Source organism: Streptomyces sp. Alt3, assembly GCF_030719215.1.
GTDB classification, from domain to species: domain Bacteria; phylum Actinomycetota; class Actinomycetes; order Streptomycetales; family Streptomycetaceae; genus Streptomyces; species Streptomyces glycanivorans.
Window position 1 is genome coordinate 7,391,765 of record NZ_CP120983.1, and the last position, 20,417, is coordinate 7,412,181.

The 20,417-nt window shown below is 69.9% G+C and carries 14 protein-coding genes; 10 read left to right on the forward strand and 4 right to left on the reverse strand.

Annotated features, from left to right (window positions below):
• The first annotated feature begins 161 nt into the window (after positions 1-161).
• Positions 162-1,739 carry a hypothetical protein gene (locus P8A20_RS32830; RefSeq protein ID WP_306104802.1) on the forward strand — a complete coding sequence of 526 codons (1,578 nt, stop codon included), beginning with the start codon at positions 162-164 and terminating at the stop codon, positions 1,737-1,739.
• A 51-nt stretch (positions 1,740-1,790) separates the two neighbouring features.
• Here P8A20_RS32830 and P8A20_RS32835 read toward each other — a convergent pair whose 3' ends face one another.
• The gene (locus P8A20_RS32835) at positions 1,791-2,384 is read right to left on the reverse strand and encodes an LURP-one-related family protein (protein ID WP_306104803.1); all 594 of its coding nucleotides are present in this window, start codon (positions 2,382-2,384) and stop codon (positions 1,791-1,793) included.
• A 362-nt stretch (positions 2,385-2,746) separates the two neighbouring features.
• Here P8A20_RS32835 and P8A20_RS32840 point away from each other — a divergent pair, with 362 nt between their 5' ends.
• Positions 2,747-5,725, forward strand: coding sequence for a GH59 galactosidase (locus P8A20_RS32840; protein WP_306104804.1), 2,979 nt, complete (start codon positions 2,747-2,749; stop codon positions 5,723-5,725).
• Positions 5,726-5,775: 50 nt separating this feature from the next.
• Here P8A20_RS32840 and P8A20_RS32845 read toward each other — a convergent pair whose 3' ends face one another.
• Entirely contained in the window at positions 5,776-6,963 is a 1,188-nt protein-coding gene (locus P8A20_RS32845) for a substrate-binding domain-containing protein (protein ID WP_147962619.1), read from the reverse strand.
• A gap of 199 nt (positions 6,964-7,162) precedes the next feature.
• Between P8A20_RS32845 and P8A20_RS32850 the strand changes: the two genes are divergently transcribed.
• The 7 genes from P8A20_RS32850 to P8A20_RS32880 all read left to right on the forward strand — a co-directional run bounded on the left by P8A20_RS32850 (position 7,163) and on the right by P8A20_RS32880 (position 16,280).
• A complete protein-coding gene (locus P8A20_RS32850) occupies positions 7,163-8,182 on the forward strand; it encodes a hydroxyacid dehydrogenase (protein WP_306104805.1) in 1,020 nt (339 codons plus the stop codon).
• A gap of 52 nt (positions 8,183-8,234) precedes the next feature.
• Positions 8,235-9,503 (forward strand): ABC transporter substrate-binding protein, encoded by a 1,269-nt coding sequence (locus P8A20_RS32855; RefSeq protein ID WP_187282343.1) that lies wholly within the window; start codon positions 8,235-8,237, stop codon positions 9,501-9,503.
• Positions 9,500-10,444: a carbohydrate ABC transporter permease gene (locus P8A20_RS32860; protein ID WP_147962621.1), complete on the forward strand. Its 945-nt coding sequence runs from the start codon at positions 9,500-9,502 to the stop codon at positions 10,442-10,444. Before P8A20_RS32855 ends, P8A20_RS32860 begins: the two co-directional genes overlap by 4 nt.
• A complete protein-coding gene (locus tag P8A20_RS32865; RefSeq protein ID WP_306104806.1) occupies positions 10,441-11,352 on the forward strand; it encodes a carbohydrate ABC transporter permease in 912 nt (303 codons plus the stop codon). The genes P8A20_RS32860 and P8A20_RS32865 overlap by 4 nt, the downstream gene beginning before the upstream one ends.
• A 3-nt stretch (positions 11,353-11,355) precedes the next feature.
• The gene (locus P8A20_RS32870) at positions 11,356-12,132 is read left to right on the forward strand and encodes a hypothetical protein (RefSeq protein WP_306104807.1); all 777 of its coding nucleotides are present in this window, start codon (positions 11,356-11,358) and stop codon (positions 12,130-12,132) included.
• Between the two features lie 61 nt (positions 12,133-12,193).
• Positions 12,194-13,849 (forward strand): heparinase II/III domain-containing protein, encoded by a 1,656-nt coding sequence (locus P8A20_RS32875; RefSeq protein WP_306104808.1) that lies wholly within the window; start codon positions 12,194-12,196, stop codon positions 13,847-13,849.
• 160 nt (positions 13,850-14,009) lie between these two features.
• Positions 14,010-16,280, forward strand: a complete 2,271-nt coding sequence (locus P8A20_RS32880) for a serine/threonine-protein kinase (RefSeq protein WP_306104809.1) — start codon at positions 14,010-14,012, stop codon at positions 16,278-16,280.
• Between the two features lie 51 nt (positions 16,281-16,331).
• Here P8A20_RS32880 and P8A20_RS32885 read toward each other — a convergent pair whose 3' ends face one another.
• Positions 16,332-17,510: a PP2C family protein-serine/threonine phosphatase gene (locus tag P8A20_RS32885; RefSeq protein ID WP_147962837.1), complete on the reverse strand. Its 1,179-nt coding sequence runs from the start codon at positions 17,508-17,510 to the stop codon at positions 16,332-16,334.
• A gap of 205 nt (positions 17,511-17,715) precedes the next feature.
• On the opposite strand from P8A20_RS32885, the gene P8A20_RS32890 reads away from it, so the two are divergent.
• Positions 17,716-18,879, forward strand: coding sequence for a TetR/AcrR family transcriptional regulator (locus P8A20_RS32890; RefSeq protein WP_187282371.1), 1,164 nt, complete (start codon positions 17,716-17,718; stop codon positions 18,877-18,879).
• A 134-nt stretch (positions 18,880-19,013) separates the two neighbouring features.
• On the opposite strand, the gene P8A20_RS32895 is transcribed toward P8A20_RS32890, so the two are convergent.
• The gene (locus P8A20_RS32895; protein WP_306104810.1) at positions 19,014-20,219 is read right to left on the reverse strand and encodes an oxygenase MpaB family protein; all 1,206 of its coding nucleotides are present in this window, start codon (positions 20,217-20,219) and stop codon (positions 19,014-19,016) included.
• Positions 20,220-20,417: the final 198 nt, after the last annotated feature.

A 20,417-nucleotide genomic window follows, 5' to 3' on the forward strand; every position in this document is an offset into this window, starting at 1 on the left:
GCCGGCCGGGGACACCTCCTCGCCACGCGGATGCGACGTCCGACGGGATCCACCACCACACGTCCCACAGCGTCTGCGGGGAGTTTCCCCGCCGCACCCCTTCTGTTGGCCGGCCACGGCTACCTTCGCCTCGCCCGGCCCGGTTCAGGAGAGGTACATCCATGAGCACCCCGATCCGCCGTACCTCGGCGCGGCCGTCCGCAGCCGTCCTGACGCCGGCCCTGCAGCGCCGGGAAGAGAGCCGGGCCGGGGGCTCGTCCCCACGTTCGACGGAGCGCGCCTTCCTCGAATTGCAGTCCCGCGTCGGCAACCGGGCCGCGGCCGTGGCGGTGCAGCGCGCCCGGGACAGCTCCGGTGGGAGGGCTGCGGAGAACGGGGGTGCGCCTGCCGCGGCGAAGAAGAACTACCGCGACCGGATCGCCGGGCTGCTCGACAGATTCAAGAAGAATCTCGAGCCCATCGACACCTTCGTCAAGGGCTTCCAGACACCTACCAACGCGGCATTCACCCAGCAGGCCGCGACCGCGGCCAACGAGGGCCTCAAGCACTCCGCCGCCGCCTCGGGGACGTCCGCCGCCTCGGGGAACCTCCTCACGGAGGCCGCCGGCACCGTGGTCAGCGGCATGGACGCGTACAAGAACATGAAGGACGCGAGGAAGCACGAGACCGGGGCCGGCCATCACACGGCGAAGAAGAAGGCCAGGACCAAGGGCGCCGACACGGTCGTCGGTGCCGCCGGATCGGGAAGCTACAGCGCGGCCGTCGCCAAGGAGGTGACCAAGATCCAGAAGGCGGCGGACGCCGCGGTGGCGTCCGAGGCGAGCGGTATCGCCAGCGCTTCCGTCGGTGCGATCAAGGGCATGCGGTCGGCATTCCGCGTCGGGGGAGCGGCCCGAAAGTACCGGCAGGTCAAGAAGCTGGGAGATCCCCACCTCGTGCACGCGGGATCACTGGCACGGTTGAACGAGTCGCGGGAGCACGCGAACTGGGCCGCGGCCGAGGCCTACGTCGCGCTCGACGCCTACTGGAAGCACGAGGGCGAGGGGGGACGGCTGGAACTCGTCTCCGAGGCCGTCGACGCCGCCTGGGAGGCGATGGGCGAAGCCCGTGACGCCGCGGAGAACCTCCAGCGAGCCGAGAGGGACATCGAGAGGCTGAGCACGGTGCAGGGGTACGCCAGGAAGAAGCAGCTCGCCAAGATCGGCAAGGAAACGGTCGGGGGCGGGGGCGAGTCCACCAAGGCCGCGGCCGGCGTCGTGACGGCGGTAGCGGCGGGAACGGTCGGGCTGGCGAGCAACCCGGTCGGGTGGGGCCTCGCCGGGGCCGGGGCCGGCCTCGTCCTCGGCGTCACCATGTACAAGGCGCTCCGCGCCGCCACCAAGCGCTACGAGGAGGTCCACCACCCCGAGCGCTGGGCGCCGGAGGGCGGGACACCGGCGGAGGCCGCGTCCCGCGGGGATTCGCTGAAGCATGCCCTGAAGTTCTGGAAGAAGGTGTCCAAGGGCGAACGCCAGGCCATGGCACGCGAGATCTACGCCTTGGCCGCGGGTCCCGAGATCTCCGGGAGCGGCGGGACGACGGCCGAGATGCGTGAGTCCGCAAGGGCCCTGCTCGTCGCTCTCAAGTCCGGTCCCGCCAAGCACAAGCTGGAGCCGGAAGCGTGGGCGGAGAGCCTGAACGACCCGTCGAGGAGCTCCGGTTGGATCAAGGAGATCGCGGAGCAGCTGGCCTCGGGATGACCTGCGGCGCCACCACGGTGGCACGCCGCAACGGGCACGGACGCGCCGACGTCACTGCAAGGCGTCCAGCGCCACGGCCTGCGCTATGGCGAGCCGGCGGTCCAGGCCCACGTTCGCGATGTCCACCCGATAGCGGTCGCGCAGCCGGAATTTCCTCTCGACCGCCATCCAGCGCCTGCCACCTTCGGCGAAGTCGAAGTGACGTGGCCACGCGAACGGTACGAACTCGGTGGCCGGCAGGAAGTCCCAGATCCTGCGCAGTACAGCCAGTGCCGCGTTGCGCTCGCGTCCGGTGAGCTCCGCCAGCCCTGGCTGATCGAGGACCCAGGTCGAGCGCAGCAGAGAGGTCAGGATCTTCTCACGGAACGAACCGATGGGGTTCCCGTCCTCGTCCCGCACCGTGTGGACGGCGCCGACGTCCAGGACCTTGTCGGCCTCGAAGGTGCACAGGACGCGGTCCCGGGACTCGTCGGTGTAGATGATCACCTGGTCCTTCAATGCCATCAGCTCCTGCTGGGCGAACGCGACGACCTCACCGGCCGACCCGTCGGGCTGAACCGAGCTCACCACGTACTGATTGGTCGTCACGGTCAGCTTCTGGCTCACGACGAATCGCTCGGCCGTCTGCAACTGCGTTCTCTCCACGGGGTGTCTCCCTCTGGTCACATCTCGTGCGCCGCCCGGCCGCCACTGCTCGCGGCCGTCTCTCGCCTGGATGACCATCGTCGCGATCACGCCCACGTGGGAGCTGCCCCGGAAAGTCGCGTACCTCAGCGACCAAAGGCGACGATGCGCGGATCCCCACCGGCACGGGCACGACCGTGCGTGTTCACTTTCGTCGTTCGGCCTTCCTGCCGACGGCTGTTGCGGTCACCGGCCCCGATGTTCGAGTGCGAATGAATGTGGTCGTGTGCGGGCGATCCGTAGAGGGTTCGAGCGGCGTCGTTGTGTCATGTTCCCGCGCCCGAGCCAGGACGAGGCAGACGAGGCAAAGGAAACGATGCTGGATGGGTACACAGAACACGCGCACACAGACGAAGACGCGTGCGCGGAGAAGGCCGAGATGGGCTGCGCTCGCCGCGGCCGCTGCCGTGACGCTGGGGACGGGGCTGGTAGCCGCGCCTCCCACGCACGCGGCGGAGGACCCGGTCGAGGTCGTGGTCGACGGCGACGACGTGCGCGCCGAGAACGTGAACGGCCTGACGTACAAGGGCCTCGGCGTACTCAGCTGCAACAGTACGACCAATCTGCTGATGGATTACAAGGCCGAGCACCCCGAGCGGTACTGGCAGCTGGTCCGTGTGTTGTTCGGCGGTGGGAACCCCCTGGTCAATCACGTGAAGGTCGAGATGGGGTCCGACACGAACACCTCGACCGGCGCCGACCCGGCGACCATGCGCACACGGGACGAACTCGCCGACGCCTCCCGTTCGCCCGGCTTCCAGCTGGCAGCCGACGCCAAGACGGTCAACCCGAAGCTCAAGGTCTCGATCCTGCGCTGGGAAATGCCCCGATGGGTCCAGCTGGAATGGAACAAGGGCACCGGTACGGATGAAATGTACCGCTGGTACAAGGAGACCATTCTCGACGTCCACGAAAAGTACGGGTACATGATCGACTATGTCGATCCGGACAAGAACGAGACCCGCACGCCGGACATCCCGTTCGTCAAGTGGTACAAGAACGCGGTCGTGAACGACACGGACTTCGCCGACGAGCGCTACGGGATTCCGGCCCGCGCGCGGGAAGCCGTCGCCAGGGCCTACCACCGCATCAAGATCGTCGCCTCCGACGAGAACAACACCCTCAACATGGGCCCGGCGATGCTCAGCGACGCCGATCTCTTCGGGATCGTCGACGCGGCGGGCTACCACTACACCACGGAGGACCGGCGCGAGGGTGCCGTGGACAGCCCCACCTACCTGCCGTACACGAAGCTGGCGACCGGCGACAACACCTACGGCCAGGACAAGGAGGTCTGGTACAGCGAAGGGACCGGCTCGTTCGGCTACACCGACTACAGGGTCAACAACACCGAGGGTCCCGACGGCGCCAGTACCGGAATCGGTGGCGTGCAGAGCGCTCTCGACATCGCCAACCGGCTCGTCAAGAGTTACGCGAACTCCAAGCGCACGCATTACATCTTCCAGCCGGCGATCGGATCCTTCTACGAGGGTGCCCAGTACAGCCACAAGGAACTGGTCAGCGCGCGTGACCCGTGGTCGGGACATCTCCACTACGACGCGGCGCTGTACGTGATGCAGCAGTTCACCGGATTCGCGAGGACGGGCTGGGAGAACGACACGAACACGGCCGGCATCTGGCGCACGGTGCCCGAAGCCAGTTACAGCGGAGTGAGCGGCACCGAGAATCTTGACGGCTCCAACGGCGCCCCCAGCTACATGACGCTCGCCGATCCCGGGAAGAAGGACTTCTCGACCGTCGTCGTCAATGACAGCGACCAGCCGAAGACCTATCGGATCAAAGCCGAGAATCTACGGCTCGGCCGTGACCGCACGATGGAGGTCTGGGAGACCCGGGCGGCCGACGCCGGGCAGCGCTACGACGCCAACTTCAAGCGGCTGGCCGACGAGATCGGGCCGGGCGCCGATGGTGCGTACACGTACACAGTGAAGCCGCGGTCCATCACCACACTCACCACTCTCGACAGGAGCGCCGACGCGTCCACGAAGCAGCGCCTGCCCGAGTCCGGGGAGCGCACCGTCCTCGACACCGACGGGAGCGGCAAACGGGGCGACACCCGGGACACGTACCTGTACGCGGACGACTTCGCGTACGAGGAAGAGGGAAGGGTCAAGGTCGGCAGGACGCTCCAGCCCTACCTCGCCTCGCGTGGGAACCAGCCCCGCTACATGGTCGACCAGACCGGCGCATGGGAGGTGGGCGGCGACGGAGTGCTGTACCAGTACATGGACCAGTCCATGAAGGACACCGGCGCCTGGAACAGGAACACACCGAACACCACGGTCGGTGACTTCCGCTGGGAGAACTACAAGGCGTCGGTCGACGTCTCCTTCCCCGACCCGGACGGCGGCCTCGCGGCCCTGGGCGTGCGCCAGCAGAAGGGCATGTCGATCAGCGACGCCGCCTACAACCTGCGCATCGGCCCCGACGGCGCCTGGACCTTCTACGAGTACGGCACGGCCCGCGCGCAGGGCGAGGTCGCGGCGGCCGGCGGTTACCGCCTCGCCGTGGAGGCGAAGGGGGCACAGGTCACCGCCTACGTCGACGGCGAGGCGGTGGCGGTCTACGACGACCCGACCCCGCAGACCGAGGGCCGCGTCAAGCTCGGGAGCGACTTCCACAGGACGGGCTTCGACAACCTGAAGGTCGAGACGATCGACGGCTACACGCCCTACGCCGGAGCGCAGTTGGACAACATGGACAGTGCGATCGCGTACGAGGGCGCGTGGAGCAGGAAGGCCTCGCTCGGCGACGCGATGGACTGGTACCGCTCGACGTCGACGAGCGCGACGGCGGGCGCTTCCTTCACCGTCCCGTTCCGCGGTACGGGAGTCGATGTCATCGGCGGCAACGACGGCAGCGCCGTCCTCGACGTGTACGTCGACGGCGAGCTCGTGGCCAGGGACTCGAAGACCGCCGTCGCGGACAAGCGTCTGGCGACGTACACGCTGCGCGGTCTGCCGGAAGGCAAGCACCGGGTGAGGTTCGTCCTGAAGTCGGGGACGCTCGTCCTCGACGCGTTCAACACCTTCTCCGCCTCCCGCACGGCGGGCGGCAGGGCTGACACGGCGCCGGTCCGCCGTGCCCTCGCGGAGACCGCGGCGCCGGAGCGGGGGGCGTACACGGCCGCGTCGTGGGACGTGTTCGCGCGGGCGGCCGCCGCCGCGAAGTCCGCCGTGGCCGGGCGGGCGGGCCTCGACACCGTAGGCGCCGAGCAGCTCGCGAGCAGGCTGCGAACGGCGTACGAGCAGTTGGTGCGCAAGGAGGACGCCGCGCGGTAGGCGGTCGGTGTGCGCCCGAGCGGTCCCGGCGGAGGTGTCGCCGGGACCGCTCAGGCCGGTTCGCGGCGCCGCGCCGTGTGCGGGGGAACGGAGTTCGGTCCGGCCGGGAGCGACGAGGCGCGGATCATCAGCTCCGGCAGGATGAGCGCGCGTTGGGCCGGACGGCGAGGGCCTTCGAGCAGGCGCGCCAGCATCATCTCGACGGCCGTGCGTCCCACGAGCGCCTTGGGTGGCCGGACGGCCGTGATGGCCGGGTCGGCGAGATGGGCGACCTCGTCGTCGTAGCTGACGATCGCCAGGTCGTCGGGGACGCGGACGCCCTGCTCGGTCAGGTACTGCACCACCGAGAGCGCGTCGGGGTCGCTGTGCACGATGAGCGCGGTGATGCCGGAGCGACGGCAGCCTTCCAGGATGTCGCCGATGATCCGGCGGTGCCCCGGGACGTCGAGGGCGACGCTCTCGCGTATCAGGAAGTCGGCTGACAGACCGAGCCCGGCGCAGGCGCGGTCCCACCCCACGGCCAGGTGCGCCGACGTGGGGCTGCCCTTGGACAGTACGAGCCCGATATGGCGGTGGCCGAGCGTGTGCAGATGCCGGACCGCCATCTCCAGCCCGGTCGCGTGATCGCTGCGTACCCATTCGAGCTGGTGCGGCGTCGGGGTCCAGTCAGGTGTGTTGCGCTCCACGAAGACCACGGGGACCGGCAGCCTGCCGATCCAGTCGATCATCTCGTGCATGCCGGGACCCTCCAGGTTCGGCGCGAGGAGCACTCCCTGCACCCGTCCGGATTCGGTCAGCCGGACGATCTGCCGGCGGTCCTCCGCCGGGTCGTAGCTGGAGCCCCGCAGCTGGACGTTCACGCCGTGCGCCGCCGCGGCGTTGCGGACGCCACTGACGATCTGCGGCCAGTAGAAGTCCAGTGAGGGAACGACCATCCCGATCGTGAACGCCGGCATCGCGAGACGCCTGCGGCGCACCGGCTCCTGCTCCAGTGCGGAGGGCAGCGTGGCCCCACCGTGCACCCGGGTCAGCAGGCCGCGATCGGCCAGCGCCGCGATGTCGCGCCGGATCGTCAGCTCGCTGACCGAGAGGTCCTGCGCGAGATCGCGTACGCGAACAGCGCCGTGCAGCCGCAGCTGGTCCATCAGCCGTTCGCGGCGTTGCAGCGCGAAAAGCTGGTCGGCCCTCGCGGCAGGTCCCGGGGGTCCGTCGGGTCCGGTGGGCCGTGTCGACGTCATGGCGCATCCCCTCCCGTCCGGTGCTGAGCCCGGGCGATGTTCGAGTCTGTTCGGATCGTTTCGTCTGTGGTCGAGCTCTGGTGGGTCTGTGTGGGTGACCACTATCTCTGACTCAGCGTCTTCTGGCTGGAACTCGCCGGAAACACGAATGGCACCTGCTGTTTGAGCGGGAGCCCGGAGACAGAGGAGCCCGCACCGTATGCAGACCAAGGCCCGCGCTCTGGTCGTGATGAGCAGGTCCAGCTTCGAGGCACACTTCGATCAGGACCGGCTGCGCCGCCTCTCCGACCTCGTCGCCCTGGACGAGCCCTGCTGGACGGACGACCTCGACAGCGCACGGTCACGCGAACGCCTGGCCCGCGCCGAAGTGCTGCTCACGTCGTGGGGCGCGCCCGCTCTCACCCCGCAGCGACTCGCCGCCGCACCCCGCCTGCGGGCCGTGCTGCACGGGGCGGGCAGCGTGCGTGACCTGGTCGGACAGGAGGTGTGGCGGCGCGGGATCCGCGTGACCAGCGCCGCCGACGCCAACGCCGTGCCGGTGGCGGAGTACACCCTCGCCGCGATCATCTTCGCCGGGAAGAAGGTCCCGTTCCTCGCCGCCGACGAGCGGCACGCCTACGGGGGCTGGGGCTCGGTCACCGGCTACGGCGACCTGTCCAACTTCCGGCGGACCGTCGGCATCGTCGGGTTCTCGCGGATCGGCCGCCAGGTCGTCGAACTGCTGCGGGTGCTGCGAGGCACCACCTGCCTGGTGGCCGACCCGTACGCCGACCCGGAGGAGGTGGCGCGAGCCGGTGCGAGGCTCGTACCGCTGGAGGAGATGCTGCCGCAGGTCCACGTGCTGTCCGTGCACGCCCCCGAGCTGCCCGAGACCCATCACCTGATCGGCGCCGAGCAGTTGGGTCTGCTCCCCGACTTCGCGACGGTCATCAACACCGCCCGCGGCTCGCTCGTCGACCCCGACGCGCTGGCCGCCGAGTGCGCCGACCGCCGGCTCTTCGCGATCCTCGACGTCACCGACCCCGAACCGCTGCCCACCGACTCGCCGTTGCGCCGCCTCGCCCGCGTGATGATCACGCCGCACATCGCCGGGTCCCTGGGCACCGAGATCGGCCGGCTGACCGACCACGTCCTCGACGAACTCGCCCGCTGGGTGGCCGACAGGCCGCTGCGCGCAGAGATCACCGCGGAGAGCTGGGCCCTTGGCCTGAGCGCCTGACCCAGACCCGCTTGTCCGACCGTCACCAACCGCTCAAAGGAGAGCCGCCGCTATGAAGTTGACGAAGAACCTCGCACGTATCGCGCCGCTGATCGTCGCCGCGACCCTCACCACCACCGCCTGCGACGCCAGCGGCACGGACAGCACCTCGTCGTCCCAGGGCGGGACCGTCGTGAAGATCGCGCTGTGGAACTACAAGACCACACCGGAGTTCAAGGCCCTGATCGAGGGCTTCGAGGCCGAGAACCCCGGCATCGACGTCCAGCCGGTCGACATCCTCGCCGACAACTACCCGGAGAAGGTCACCACCATGCTCGCGGGCGGTGACACCACCGACGTCCTGACCATGAAGAACGTCACCGACTACGCCCGCTATGCCACCCGTGACCAGCTCCTGCCGCTGACCGACGAGGCGGCCGGGCTGGACAAGGCGTCGTACTCCGGTCTCGACGACTACGACCTCGACGGCAAGTACTACGCGCTGCCGTACCGCTCGGACTTCTGGGTCCTCTTCTACAACAAGGACATGGTCGGCAAGGAGGACCTGTCCGAGCTGACCTGGGACGACTACGCGAAGCTGGCGAAGAAGTTCACCAAGGGCTCGGGGTCCGACAAGGTCTACGGTACCTACCTGCACACCTGGCGCTCCGTCGTCCAGGCGATCTCCTCCGCGCAGACGGGCGGCGACCAGCTCGGCGGCGATTACGCGTTCTTCAAGGACCAGTACGAGATGGCCCTCGGCCTGCAGAAGGCGAAGGCGACCCTGCCGTTCGCCACGGCCTCCAGCAACCAGATCACCTACGACTCGCAGCTGACCACCGGCAAGGCCGCCATGGTCCCGATGGGCTCGTGGTGGGCGGCCGCCCTGCTCGCCGAGAAGGCGCAGGGCAAGAACGACATCAACTGGGGCATGGCGCCGATGCCGCAGGCCCAGAACGACGGCAAGAACGTCACCTTCGGCTCGCCGACCGCGTTCGCCGTCAACAAGAAGGCCCGCAACGCGGACGCCGCCAAGAAGTTCGTCACCTGGGCCTCGGGTCCGAAGGGCGCCGCCGCCGTCGCCAAGATCGGCGTCACGCCCGCGTACACCAGCGACAAGATCCTCGACACCTTCTTCTCCGTCGACGGCATGCCGGCGGACGCACTCTCCCGCAGGACGATGCAGCCGACCACGGTGCAACTGGAGATGCCGGTCAGCGACAAGACCTCCGACATCGACCAGATCCTCAAGGAGGAGCACGAGATGATCATGAGCGGTGAGAAGTCCGTCGACGAGGGCGTCAAGGAGATGGACAAGCGTGTGAAGGACGAAGTCCAGTGAGTGCCGTCGCACCCCCCGTCACCGAGCAGCCGTCCGGCGGCGCTTCCGCGGCCCACCAGGCCGCCCAGAAGCGTCGGCGGCGCCGCAACCTTCTGGTCGGCTGGTCGTTCATCCTGCCGAACTTCGTCGGGTTCGCCGCCCTCACCCTCGTCCCGGTGATCGGCGCGCTCGCGATCTCCTTCACCGACTGGGACTCCTACTCCACCCCGAAGTGGGCCGGCCTGGACAACTTCCAGCGGCTGTGGAACGACTCCAACTTCTGGGCCGCGCTGCAGAACACCCTCTACTACGCGGCGGGACACATCCCGCTCACCCTCGTGGTCTCGCTCGGCCTTGCCGTGCTGCTCAATCAGAAGCTGCGCGGCGTGCACGTCCTGCGGACCGCGTTCTTCTTCCCGTACATCACCTCGCTCGTCGCCGTCGCCGTCGTGTGGAACATGCTGCTGAGCCCCGAGTCGGGACCGGTCAACCAGTTCCTCACCTTCCTCGGCATCGACGACCCGCCGGGCTGGACCAGCTCCCAGGACTGGGCGATGCCCGCCCTGATCATCACGAGCGTGTGGCGGGACATGGGCTACTACATGGTGCTGTTCCTGGCCGGACTGCAGACCGTCCCGGCCGAGCTGTACGAGGCGGCCCGCATGGACGGCGCGGGTGCGTGGCAGCGGTTCTGGCACGTCACCCTGCCGGGACTCCGGCCCACGACCTTCTTCGTCACCGTCATGATCACGGTCTCCAGCTTCAAGGTCTTCGACCTCGTGCAGGTCATGACCGAGGGCGGGCCGGGCCGCTCGACCCTCGTACTCTCCCAGCTGATCTTCCGTGAGGGCATCACGCAGGGCCGCTTCGGCTACGCCTCGGCGGTCTCCCTCATGCTCTTCCTGATCTGCCTGGTGATCACGGTGATCCAGTTCCGGATGCAGCGAAGGAGCGAGCGATGAGCACCACTGTGCTGCGCAAGGACAGCACCGCACCCACGGACCCGGCTCCCGCGGGCCCCCCGGCGGAGCCCCGTGCCCGCGGCGGGGCGGGGGCGGCCGTCGGGCAGATCGCCCTGTACGTACTTCTCGCGGTGGTGGCCCTCGCGGTGCTCCTGCCGTTCATCTGGATGCTGATCTCGTCGGTCAAGGACGACCGAGATGTCTTCACGGTGCCGATCCAGTGGATCCCCGAAGAGTTCAAATGGGAGAACTTCACCACCATCTGGACACGGGTGCCGTTCGCCGCCTACCTCGGCAACTCGTTCCTCCTGAGCATCGTGATCACGTTCCTGCAGGTGCTCACCGGCAGCTTCGCGGCCTACGGCTTCGCCAAGATGCGCTTCCCCGGCCGGGATCTGCTCTTCACCGGCTACATCGCGACGATCGCGGTGCCGTGGCAGGCGTACATGGTCCCGCAGTACGTGATCATGCAGAAGTTCGGCCTGGTGAACTCGTACACTTCACTCATCCTGCTACAGGCGTTCGGCGCGTTCGGTGTCTTCCTGATGCGCCAGTTCTATCTGACGATCCCGGACGAGATCAGCGAGGCGGCCCGCCTCGACGGCCTGACCGAGTACGGAATCTGGGCGCGGATCGTGCTTCCGCTGTCCAAGCCGGCGCTCGCGAGCCTGGCCCTGCTGACGTTCGTGAACACCTGGAACGACTACATGGGTCCGTTCATCTACCTCACCGACAACCGCCTGTGGACCGTGCAGCTGGGGCTGCGCGCCTTCATCGGGCAGTACGACGCGGAGTCGGCGATGATCATGACGGGTTCGGTGCTCTCCCTGGCGCCGGTCCTGGCGGTGTTCCTGCTCGGCCAGCGCTACTTCGTGCGGGGCATCGCGACGACCGGTGTGAAGGGCTGAGGGATGGGGAGGACGGAGGCGAGCCGGCATCCGCGGCTCAACGTCGCCTACGGTTCCTGGGAGTTGATATGGGCGCACGTCCACCGTGTCCTGGTCGTCAACCTCGGGATCGCAGTGACCAATCTGCCCCTGCTGGCCGCGCTGCACGCGTCCCCTCAACCCTGGCGGCACCCCGTGTTCTTCGGGCTGTTGCTGCTGATGCTGCCGGGACCGTCCCTCGCCGCCGCGTTCGCGTATCTCGGCGGCACGACCGGGAACGAGCAGGCGCCGGTACGGCTGTTCGCCCGCGCGTACCTGCGGCTCTACCGGCGAGCGGTGCTGGTCTCGGCACCCTTCGTGCTGCTCGTGATCGCGGCCGTCGTGGATGTCGTGACACTGCGAACCTTCGCACCGGGCGCGGCGGTCGTGCCGGTGGCGGTCGTGGTCGCGCTGGTGGCCGCCGCGGCCTGGCCGGTCGCGCTCGCGCATGTGGCCGGGGGCGCCGGCATCGGGCGGCGGCTCTTCCTGCTGGCGCCGTACGCGGTACTCCGGCACGGGCTGCTGGCCCTGATGAACCTCGCGCTGGGGGCTGTGGCCCTGTTGCTCGTCAACCAGGCGCCGTTGGCGGGGCTCGCGGTGCTGCCCGGGTGCGTGCTGTTCGTGGTGTGGCGCAACTGCCGCGTCATGGCGTACTTCAGCGACCGGGGCGCGGCGAGCGATCCCGCCGCACGAGAGGGGAGGCGTGATGTCACCGACGGCTTCCGGTCGGGCATCGGACCCGCAGCAAGCGCCGGCAGCTGACCGGCAGGGCGGGCTGCACGCCCGCATCCGGTCGGCGGCGGAATCCGCGCGGAGCACGCGCATGCCGGACCTGCCCTTCTCCGCGTACCGCCGCTTCGACGACGACGGTGACCGTCTGGCGTACGAGGAGCTGTACTTCCGGCGCCGGGCGCTGGTGACGACCCTCGCCGCCGAGGCGCTTCTCGACCCTGAAGCCGGACTCGGGCCGTTGCAGGACGCGTTGTGGTCCGTCTGCGACGAGTACACCTGGGCGCTGCCCGCCCACGAGATGCATGCGACCCGACTGGACCGGGGCATGGACCAGTGCCTGGACCTGTTCGCCGCGCTCACCGCGCAGATGCTCGCCGAGACGGTCCAGGTCTGCGGCGACCGGCTCCACCCCCGGGTCGCCGCCCGCGTGCGCGACCAGGTGGACCATCGGGTGCTGTCCCTCCTCGCCGACGACGAACGCCCGCTTCTCTGGGAGAGCTGGGCACACAACTGGGCTGCCGTGTGCGGTGGTTGCGCGGGCCTCGCGGCCCTGGCCCTGTGGGAGCCGGGGCCGCGCCTGACGCGCGTCGTCGACCGGTGCCGACGCGCCCAGCTCACCTACCTCAGCGGCTTCGGCGACGACGGGGGATGTGCGGAAGGGGTGGACTACTGGGTGTTCGGGTTCGCACACTTCGTCTACTTCGCCGAAGGGCTGAGGGAGTTCACCGGGGAGGATCTGCTCACGCACCCCAAGGTGCCGGCCATCGCCCGTTTCCCGGGCGCGGTGCACCTGGGCGGCGGGCTGTTCCCCGCCTTCTCGGACGCGGCGGAACGGCCACGTGTGCCGGCCGGTCTCGCCGGGCAGCTCGCGCGCAGGCTCGGGGTGCGCGTCCCCGCCGAGGCCGTGGAGGCCACCGACGGCGCGGCGGACCTCCCACGGGACTGGGCCGACCTCTCCCGGACCCTGCGCTGGGGCGCACCCGCCCCCGGCCCGGCGCCGGAACCCGAGCCGCCCACCGCGTACCTGCCCGACCTCGCCTGGCTGGTCGACCGGGGGCAGGGCGTGGCCTTCGCAGCCAAGGGCGCCCACAACGCCGAGCCGCACAACCACAACGACCTCGGCCAGTTCGTACTGGCGGCCGGGGGAGAGGTGCTGCTCGCCGACCTGGGCGCCGGTGAGTACCGCAAGGGGTACTTCGACGAGGCCACCCGCTACGCGTTCCTGCACGCCTCCTCACGCGCGCACTCCGTTCCCCGCGTCGACGGCCGTGAGCAGTCCCCGGGCTCCGCACGTGCGGCAGAGGTACTGAAGCTCGACGTCCACGCGCACGGCGCGGACCTGACCCTCGACCTCACCTCGGCCTACGAGGTGAACGGCCTGACAGCGCTGCGCCGAGCCTTCTCCTGGCACCGGGACACCGGAGAACTGCTGCTCGTCGACGAGGTCGAGGCGGACCGCCCGCTGTCGCTGGAGGAGGTGTTCGTCAGCCGGCTGCGCCCCGGACTCAGCTCGGACGGGGTGGTGTGGACCGGCACCGCCGCACGGGCCCGCCTGCGTCTTCCGGACGGCTGCGTCGCGCAGATCGAAACGGTGCACACCACCGACCACGACGGTGCTCCCGACACGGTTCACCTCCTGCGGCTCGGCTTCGACGCCGTCCACCAAAGGGCCCGGTTGCCGTTTCGATTCACCGTCGGCTCCGCCGGTGGCGAGGAGGGCCCCCCGGGTCCCGGCCACCCCGGCTGAGCGGCGGGCGGCCCGTCACGTGCCGCACGGGAGCTGTCCTCGGCTCCTTGTCCGTCCCCCGCTTTGCTCCGTCGTACCGCTCTGCGGTTAGTTTGTGTGCAGGACAGTTGTGCGGGCCCGTGTCGTCGGAGACGCACGGAGGACGGGAGGTGGGGGAGGCGTGTCGCTGCGTGTGGGCGATCCGGCCGAGATCGGCGGATATCCGCTGGAGGCCAGGCTCGGCTCGGGTGGTATGGGCACGGTCTTTCTCGCCCGTACGAGTTCGGGGCGGCCCGTCGCGATCAAACTGATCCACCAGCAGTTCGCGGCGGACGAGGAATTCCGCATCCGCTTCCGGCAGGAGGTGGCGGCGGCCAGGAGGGTGAGCGGCGCGTTCACCGCCGCCGTGGTCGACGCCGCTCCTGAGGCCGAGCAGCCGTGGATGGCGACGACCTACATCGAGGGGCAGACGCTTGCCCAGCGCATCGCCGCGGAGGGCCCGCTGGGCGGGGCGGAGCTGAGGAGGCTCGCCATCGGTCTGGCGGAGGCGCTGCGCGACATCCACCGGGTGGGAGTCGTCCACCGTGACCTGAAGCCCTCGAACGTCGTGCTCTCGCCCGAGGGCCCTCGTGTCATCGACTTCGGCATCTCACGCGCTGCGGACCAGCAGACACTGACGATGACCGGCCGGGTCATCGGTACGCCGCCCTTCATGTCGCCGGAGCAGTTGCAGGCGCCGCGTGGTGTGGGCCCGCGATCCGATGTCTTCTCCCTGGGGACGCTGCTGGTCTACGCGGCGACGGGCCACGGGCCCTTCGACGCGGACAGCCCCTACCTCACCGCGTATCAGGTGGTGCACGAGGAGCCGTCGCTGGGTGTCGTGCCCGAGGCCCTGCGTGCGGTCGTCGAACCGTGCCTGGAGAAGGAGCCCGAGGGGCGCCCCACGGCGGACGAGCTCCTCGTGCTGCTGAGGGACCTTCCGGACGACCTCGGCGGGACCGGCGTGCACGAGTCCGGCGCGGGCCGCACCCGCGACATGATCACCCAGCACCATGTGACGCAGGACACCCCGCCGCCCGCTGCCCCGTCGTCGTCCGCCCCGCCGCCCGCTGCCCCGAGCGACCCCCTGGCCGGTGCCGCCGCAGGGAGCGCCGACACCTCCGCCGGACGCCGCCTGCGCAGCCGATGGCGGCCCGTCCTCGCGGCCGCGGTCGCCGTGGCGGCGATCGGCGGGGGAGTCGCCGCGCTGAAGGCGGGAAATGCCGGAGGCGGCGGTGACGGCGACAAGGGCGCCGGCGTCGCCGCGTCCGCCGCCCCACTCCCGGACGGCTTCGGGCCGTGGCGCAGGACCGTGCTGGGAGGCCGGGAGGACATCCCCGACGAACTCCGCTGCGTGACTCACGGCGACGCCCTGTTCTGCGGGGGCGGTGGTGTCGTCGCGGCCCGCATCAAGCCCGAGGACGGCTCGCGTGTCTGGACGGCGAAGAGCCCGGGCGTCCCGGTCCAGGGCATGCACCTGATCGGCGCCACCGACGACACGGTGCTCGGTTACCGCTTCGCCGCCGAGGACGCCCCGCAGGACCCTCCCAGCGAGGTGGTGGCCTTCGACGCGGACGACGGCCGTGAGCTGTGGTCCGTGCCCTCCGGCGCCCAGTCGATGGCCGTCACGGGCCGGAGCCGGGACGCCATGGTGGCCGGCTCCGCCGTGGTGACGGTCGACGCCTCCAACTCCCGCTTCGAGGCCCGGGACGCGCACAGTGGCGAGGTCGCCTGGACGACGTCGTTCCCCGAGGGCACGCAGTGCGCTCCCGTGCCGGCCGGCCCGCGGTTCTTCGCCATGTGCGCGACGGACACCGAGGTGGATGCCTCGGAGGTGCGCAACCCCACCCTCCGGCCCGTCGACCGAACCTCCGGGACGTGGGGCAGCCCCATCGCGGTCGACGGCCCCGCCGTGCCGATGGGCGTCCGGGACGGCAGCCTCGTCCTCCTCCAGGAGCACCTGGAGGGAGCGGCGCTGACCGGCTACGACGGGATGGCGCGGATCGACCCGGTCTCGGGCAAGGTCACGTACTCGCGACTGGACAGGACATACGCGGGCACACCCGGCATGGCGGACGGCGTCGTCTACGTGGCCGGTCAGGCCGGTCTCGTCACGGCGCTCGACCCCACCACCGGCCGGGAGAAGTGGACGCGTCAGACGGGCGTGGAGGGCGCTTCGGGGCCCGTGGCGGGATCCGGCGCACTGTACTTCAGCTCTGCCACCGGCCGGGTCGTCGCGCTGTCACCGAACAGCGGCAAACCCCTGTGGACGACGGATCCGCAGGTCGACGGCCTGACGGGTGAGCAGGGCGCAAGCCCGCGCGTGACCGTCGCGGGGCGGGTGGTGGTCGTCGCCGCAGCCGGGAACACCCTCTTCGCCTTCGACACGCAGAAGCCGCCGAAGTCGGGCTGACCGGACCACCGCCCTCCCGCTGTCCGTCGACGGTCGTGCCGACCGCAGCGGTCAGCGGGCGGACCCCTCGGTGCCGTGCCAGTCCAGGACGATGACGGTGGCGTCGTCGTTGAGGTTGCCCCGGCAGGCTTCCAGGACCGTTGTGGTCAGCATGCGCACGGCCTCCCTGGGATGCAGGTCACGGGTTTCGCTCACGAGGGAAGCCAGATCGACAGCGGCGGCACCGCGCTCCTGCATGCCGTCGGTGAGCAGGACCAGGCGGTCTCCGGGGTGCAACTGCAGCTCCTGGAGCTGGTACGAGGTGGGCGCGGCGACCCCGAACGGCAGATTGACGACGAGCGGCACCTCCTCGGCTTCGGAGGCACCTGCCCGCAGGCGCAGAGGCCAGGGATGTCCGGCGTTGACCAGTTCACAGGTGCCGGTGTCGAGACGGATGCACAGCAGCTGTCCGGTGGCCAGCCCGCGACTGTGGGACAGCAGGGCCTCGTGGGCGCGATGCGCCTGACGGAGCGCGTCGCAGCCGGTGCGGCGGGCTCCGCGCAGCGCACCCGTGACCAGCGTCGCCAGCAGGGCGGACTCGGTGTCGTGGCCCATCGCGTCGGTGATGGACAGGTACAGCGTGTCCCGGTCGAGGGTGTAGTCGTAGGTGTCGCCGCCGATGTCGTCGGCCGGGACGAGACCTGCGGCGAGGGTGAACTGGGGGGCTTCGCAGCAGGAGGCCGAGGGGAGCAGCTGATGCTGGATCTCGGCGGCCAGACTCGTCCGGGTGGTCCGCCGGCCGGCGTGGTACAGGTCGGTGAAGCGCCGGTCCGTGACGATGATGTAGGCCAGCGCGTGGGCCGCGTCGTTGATCTGCCCGAGCACGGAGTCGTCGGCGTACCGCAGCGTCACCTCCAGCAGACCGATGCAGTCGCCGCGATTGCTCACCGGCGATATCACCCGCCGCCCGCCCTCGTCGTCCGCGTCCACGTGCTGGCACTGGCTCCGCAGGACCGTGTCGTAGACGGTGCCCTGCAGATCGATCGGTTCCTCGGCGTCCTCCAGGTCACCGTCGGTCGGCGCGGTCAGGCGCAGCAGCCGCTGCTCCATGAGATCGACGAACAGGAACGACACGCGGTCGGCCCCGAAGCGCTTGCGCAGATCGTGTGCGATCACGCCGACGGACTCCCCCGGCGGCGCGGACTCCGCTGCGGTGAGAAGCTCGCCGAGTTCCAGATTTCTGCCATCCATGGCAACCTCCCTTCGTCTGTCGCCACTCATGCCCCGGGTTTCGTCAACCTCACCTGCGGGTCTTTCGCGCCTGGCCGCGACGTCCCCGTCCGGTCGGCGGCCGAGGGCCGTGGACTCCGTCGCGAGCCGAGGGGGCCCGAGCGCCTCGGGCGGCGTGTGGTTGACTGATCCGCATGGCCACGTCTCCGCAACCGCCCGTTCGGCTGTGACCGCCGATCCGACCGCGGCCACCCGGCCCCGCAATCGCAAGCAGCTCATCGTCGAGGCGGCCGGCCGGGTCTTCAGCGAGCGTGGCTATCACATGGCGTCCATGGAGAAGATCGCCGCCGGCGTGGGCATCACGGCGGCGGCCCTGTACCGGCACTTCCCGAACAAGTACGCACTGTTCGCCGAATGCGCCGATCTGATGGCGGACCGGCTCGTCGTCGCCGTCGACGAGGTACCGTCCGGGGCGTCGTCGACGGATGTGCTCACCGCCGTCACCCGGGTCACCGTCGCACACCGCGCATCGGGCGGCGTGTACCGGTGGGAGGCCCGGTACCTCAACCACGAGGACCGCCGGCAGCTCAGGGCGAAGTTCAGGCATGTCATCGGGCGGGTGGACGAGGCGGTGCAGCGCGAGCACCCACTGCCCGACGGGCGTCTGAGGGCCGTGGCGGCCCTCGGCGCCATCGGGTCGATCACCATGCATCACACGTCGATCGCTCAACGCCGTGCCGAGGAACTGCTGCTGGCGTCCGCGCTGCGGGTGGCCTCGGCTGCTCCCGCGGCGTCCCGGGGCGGTGTCCGCACGGTCGAGGTGGTCGCCCACCCGGTACCACGCACGCGACGCGCGCAGATCCTCGCGGCCGCCATCCCCCTGTTCGCGCGTGACGGGTTCGCCAGCGTCACGAACGGGCAGATCGCGGAGGCGGTGGGGCTGGCCCCGTCGGCGCTCTACCGTCACTACTCCGGCAAGGTCGACATCCTGGCGGCGGCGTGTCTCCAGGCGGCGGGACTCCTCGCCCGGGAGGTGGACCAGAGCCTCCACGAGGTGTCCGGCCCGCGCGAGGCCATCGGCGCGCTGGCGGCGACCTATGTGGCCTACAGCTTCGAGTACACCGCGCTCAACAGCGTCGCCGAGGCCGAGCTCGTCGGGTTGCCCGCCGACCTGCGGCGCCCCCTGGTCCTCGCACAGCGCGAACACATCGCGGTCTGGGAGCAGCAGTTGCGGCTGGCCCGTCCCGAGCTGGACCCGCGCCAGGCCCGGGTGCTGGTGCACGCCGGATTCGGCGTCGCGGTCGAGGCCGGTCGCGGGCTGCGGTGGCAGGACGGCCCGGACCACCGTGACGCCGTGACCGCGCTGGTCATGGGGGCCCTGGGCTTCTGAACCGGTACGTCCCGCGTCTTCGGGCGGGGTGCCGTCCCGGTGAAGCGCCTGACGCGGAAGTCACCCGGGGTGCCCGGCCCAAGGCCCTCGGTACGACTGCCGAGGGCCGGACACCCACAGGGCGGTACCGGGAATCAGCCAGGCCGGTTCCCCGTCGGGATCGTGATCGGCGTGGTGGTCGTGGAGCTCCCCTTGTTGAGGAACAGCATGGCCAGGCCCCGCACGAACTGGTCGAACATGTAGAAGGTGCCGGGCATGACGGGCGACAGGCCCTCGCGGAACAGGATGAAGGCGGGCCAGACCGTGCGGACGAGGGCCGCCGCCGCGTAGTCGCGCGGGAGTTTCAGCCAGTCGCCGACCTCGTTGCTGAGCACGTAGCGCACGAACTCGTTCAGGAACCCACGCGTGACACCGAGATCGATCTCCGCGGTCAGGCCGAGCAGTACCTCGGCCAGGTCGAGACCCTCCGGTGTCGGGGCGAGGATCGGGGTGAGCACCTGCGCCGACTGCGCTTCCGCGGCCGCCCAGGTCTGGGGGATGTACTCGTCCGGTACGCCGAGCAGATGAAGGGCGACCTGCCAGGAATGCAGGAAGGCTTCCTGGTCCGCGGCGGACATCGGGACCTTCCAGTCGAGCAGCCTCCTGCGCACGAAGGTTCCCAGACTGTGGAAGGTGACCAGGATGTCCGCGGCGCTGATGGGGACGGACTGGTCGGTGACCGCCCGCCAGTGGGGCGACTGCGGAAGCAGGTGTCGCACCGCGCCGTGCACCAGCCGGGTCTTGTTGGCGGTGACGACGAACTGCCCCGTCGGCTTGAAGGCGTCCAGCTGGGACAGGTCGTAGCCGAACGTGAACGTCTTGGCCGCGCGGTCCTTCATGTCGGCGCCGCCCACCGACCAGTAGACGCTTCTGGCCTCGCGGGGGATCACCGTGCTCATGATCCCGCTGCCGAGGCCGTACAGCACGAACAGGTAGGTGTCCTTGCGCCTGTTGAAGTCGGCCGCGCGTGCGAGCTTGACCGGGTCGGCCCAGGGCGGCAGCTTGTTGACCGTCCGCAGATGCGCGGTGAGTTCGGCCGGCAGCCCGGCGGGCAGCGCGTCCCCGTTGTTCACCCACCCCGCCATCGCGGTGTTGACCGCCGGAACCTGACCGTTCTGGAGCAGCGAGACCATCAGCGGATCCGTCGCGCTGTCCCAGACGTACTCCGGATCGACACCGGTGCCGCTGCCTGCCACCGAGTCCTTCGACGCCCACGCCCACGCCTTGGCGGGGTCTGCCGCGCCCACGAGGCCGAGTGCGACACCGAGGGACAGGACTTTTCGCCTGTCGAGATTGTGCATTAACTTACCTGCTTCCATGCTCGACCTGATGGAGTCATGTGCCCTTGATGCAGGATCGACTGTTCTGGCTCCGCGTTTCAGATCATGAAGCCCGATGTGATTCCCAATTAACATAGCGACGCGGGTGGCCGTCGGCAATGGTCATGACAGGCGCTGCTGCGCCCGGTCTTCCGGCCGCGGCCCGATCCTGGCCACCCG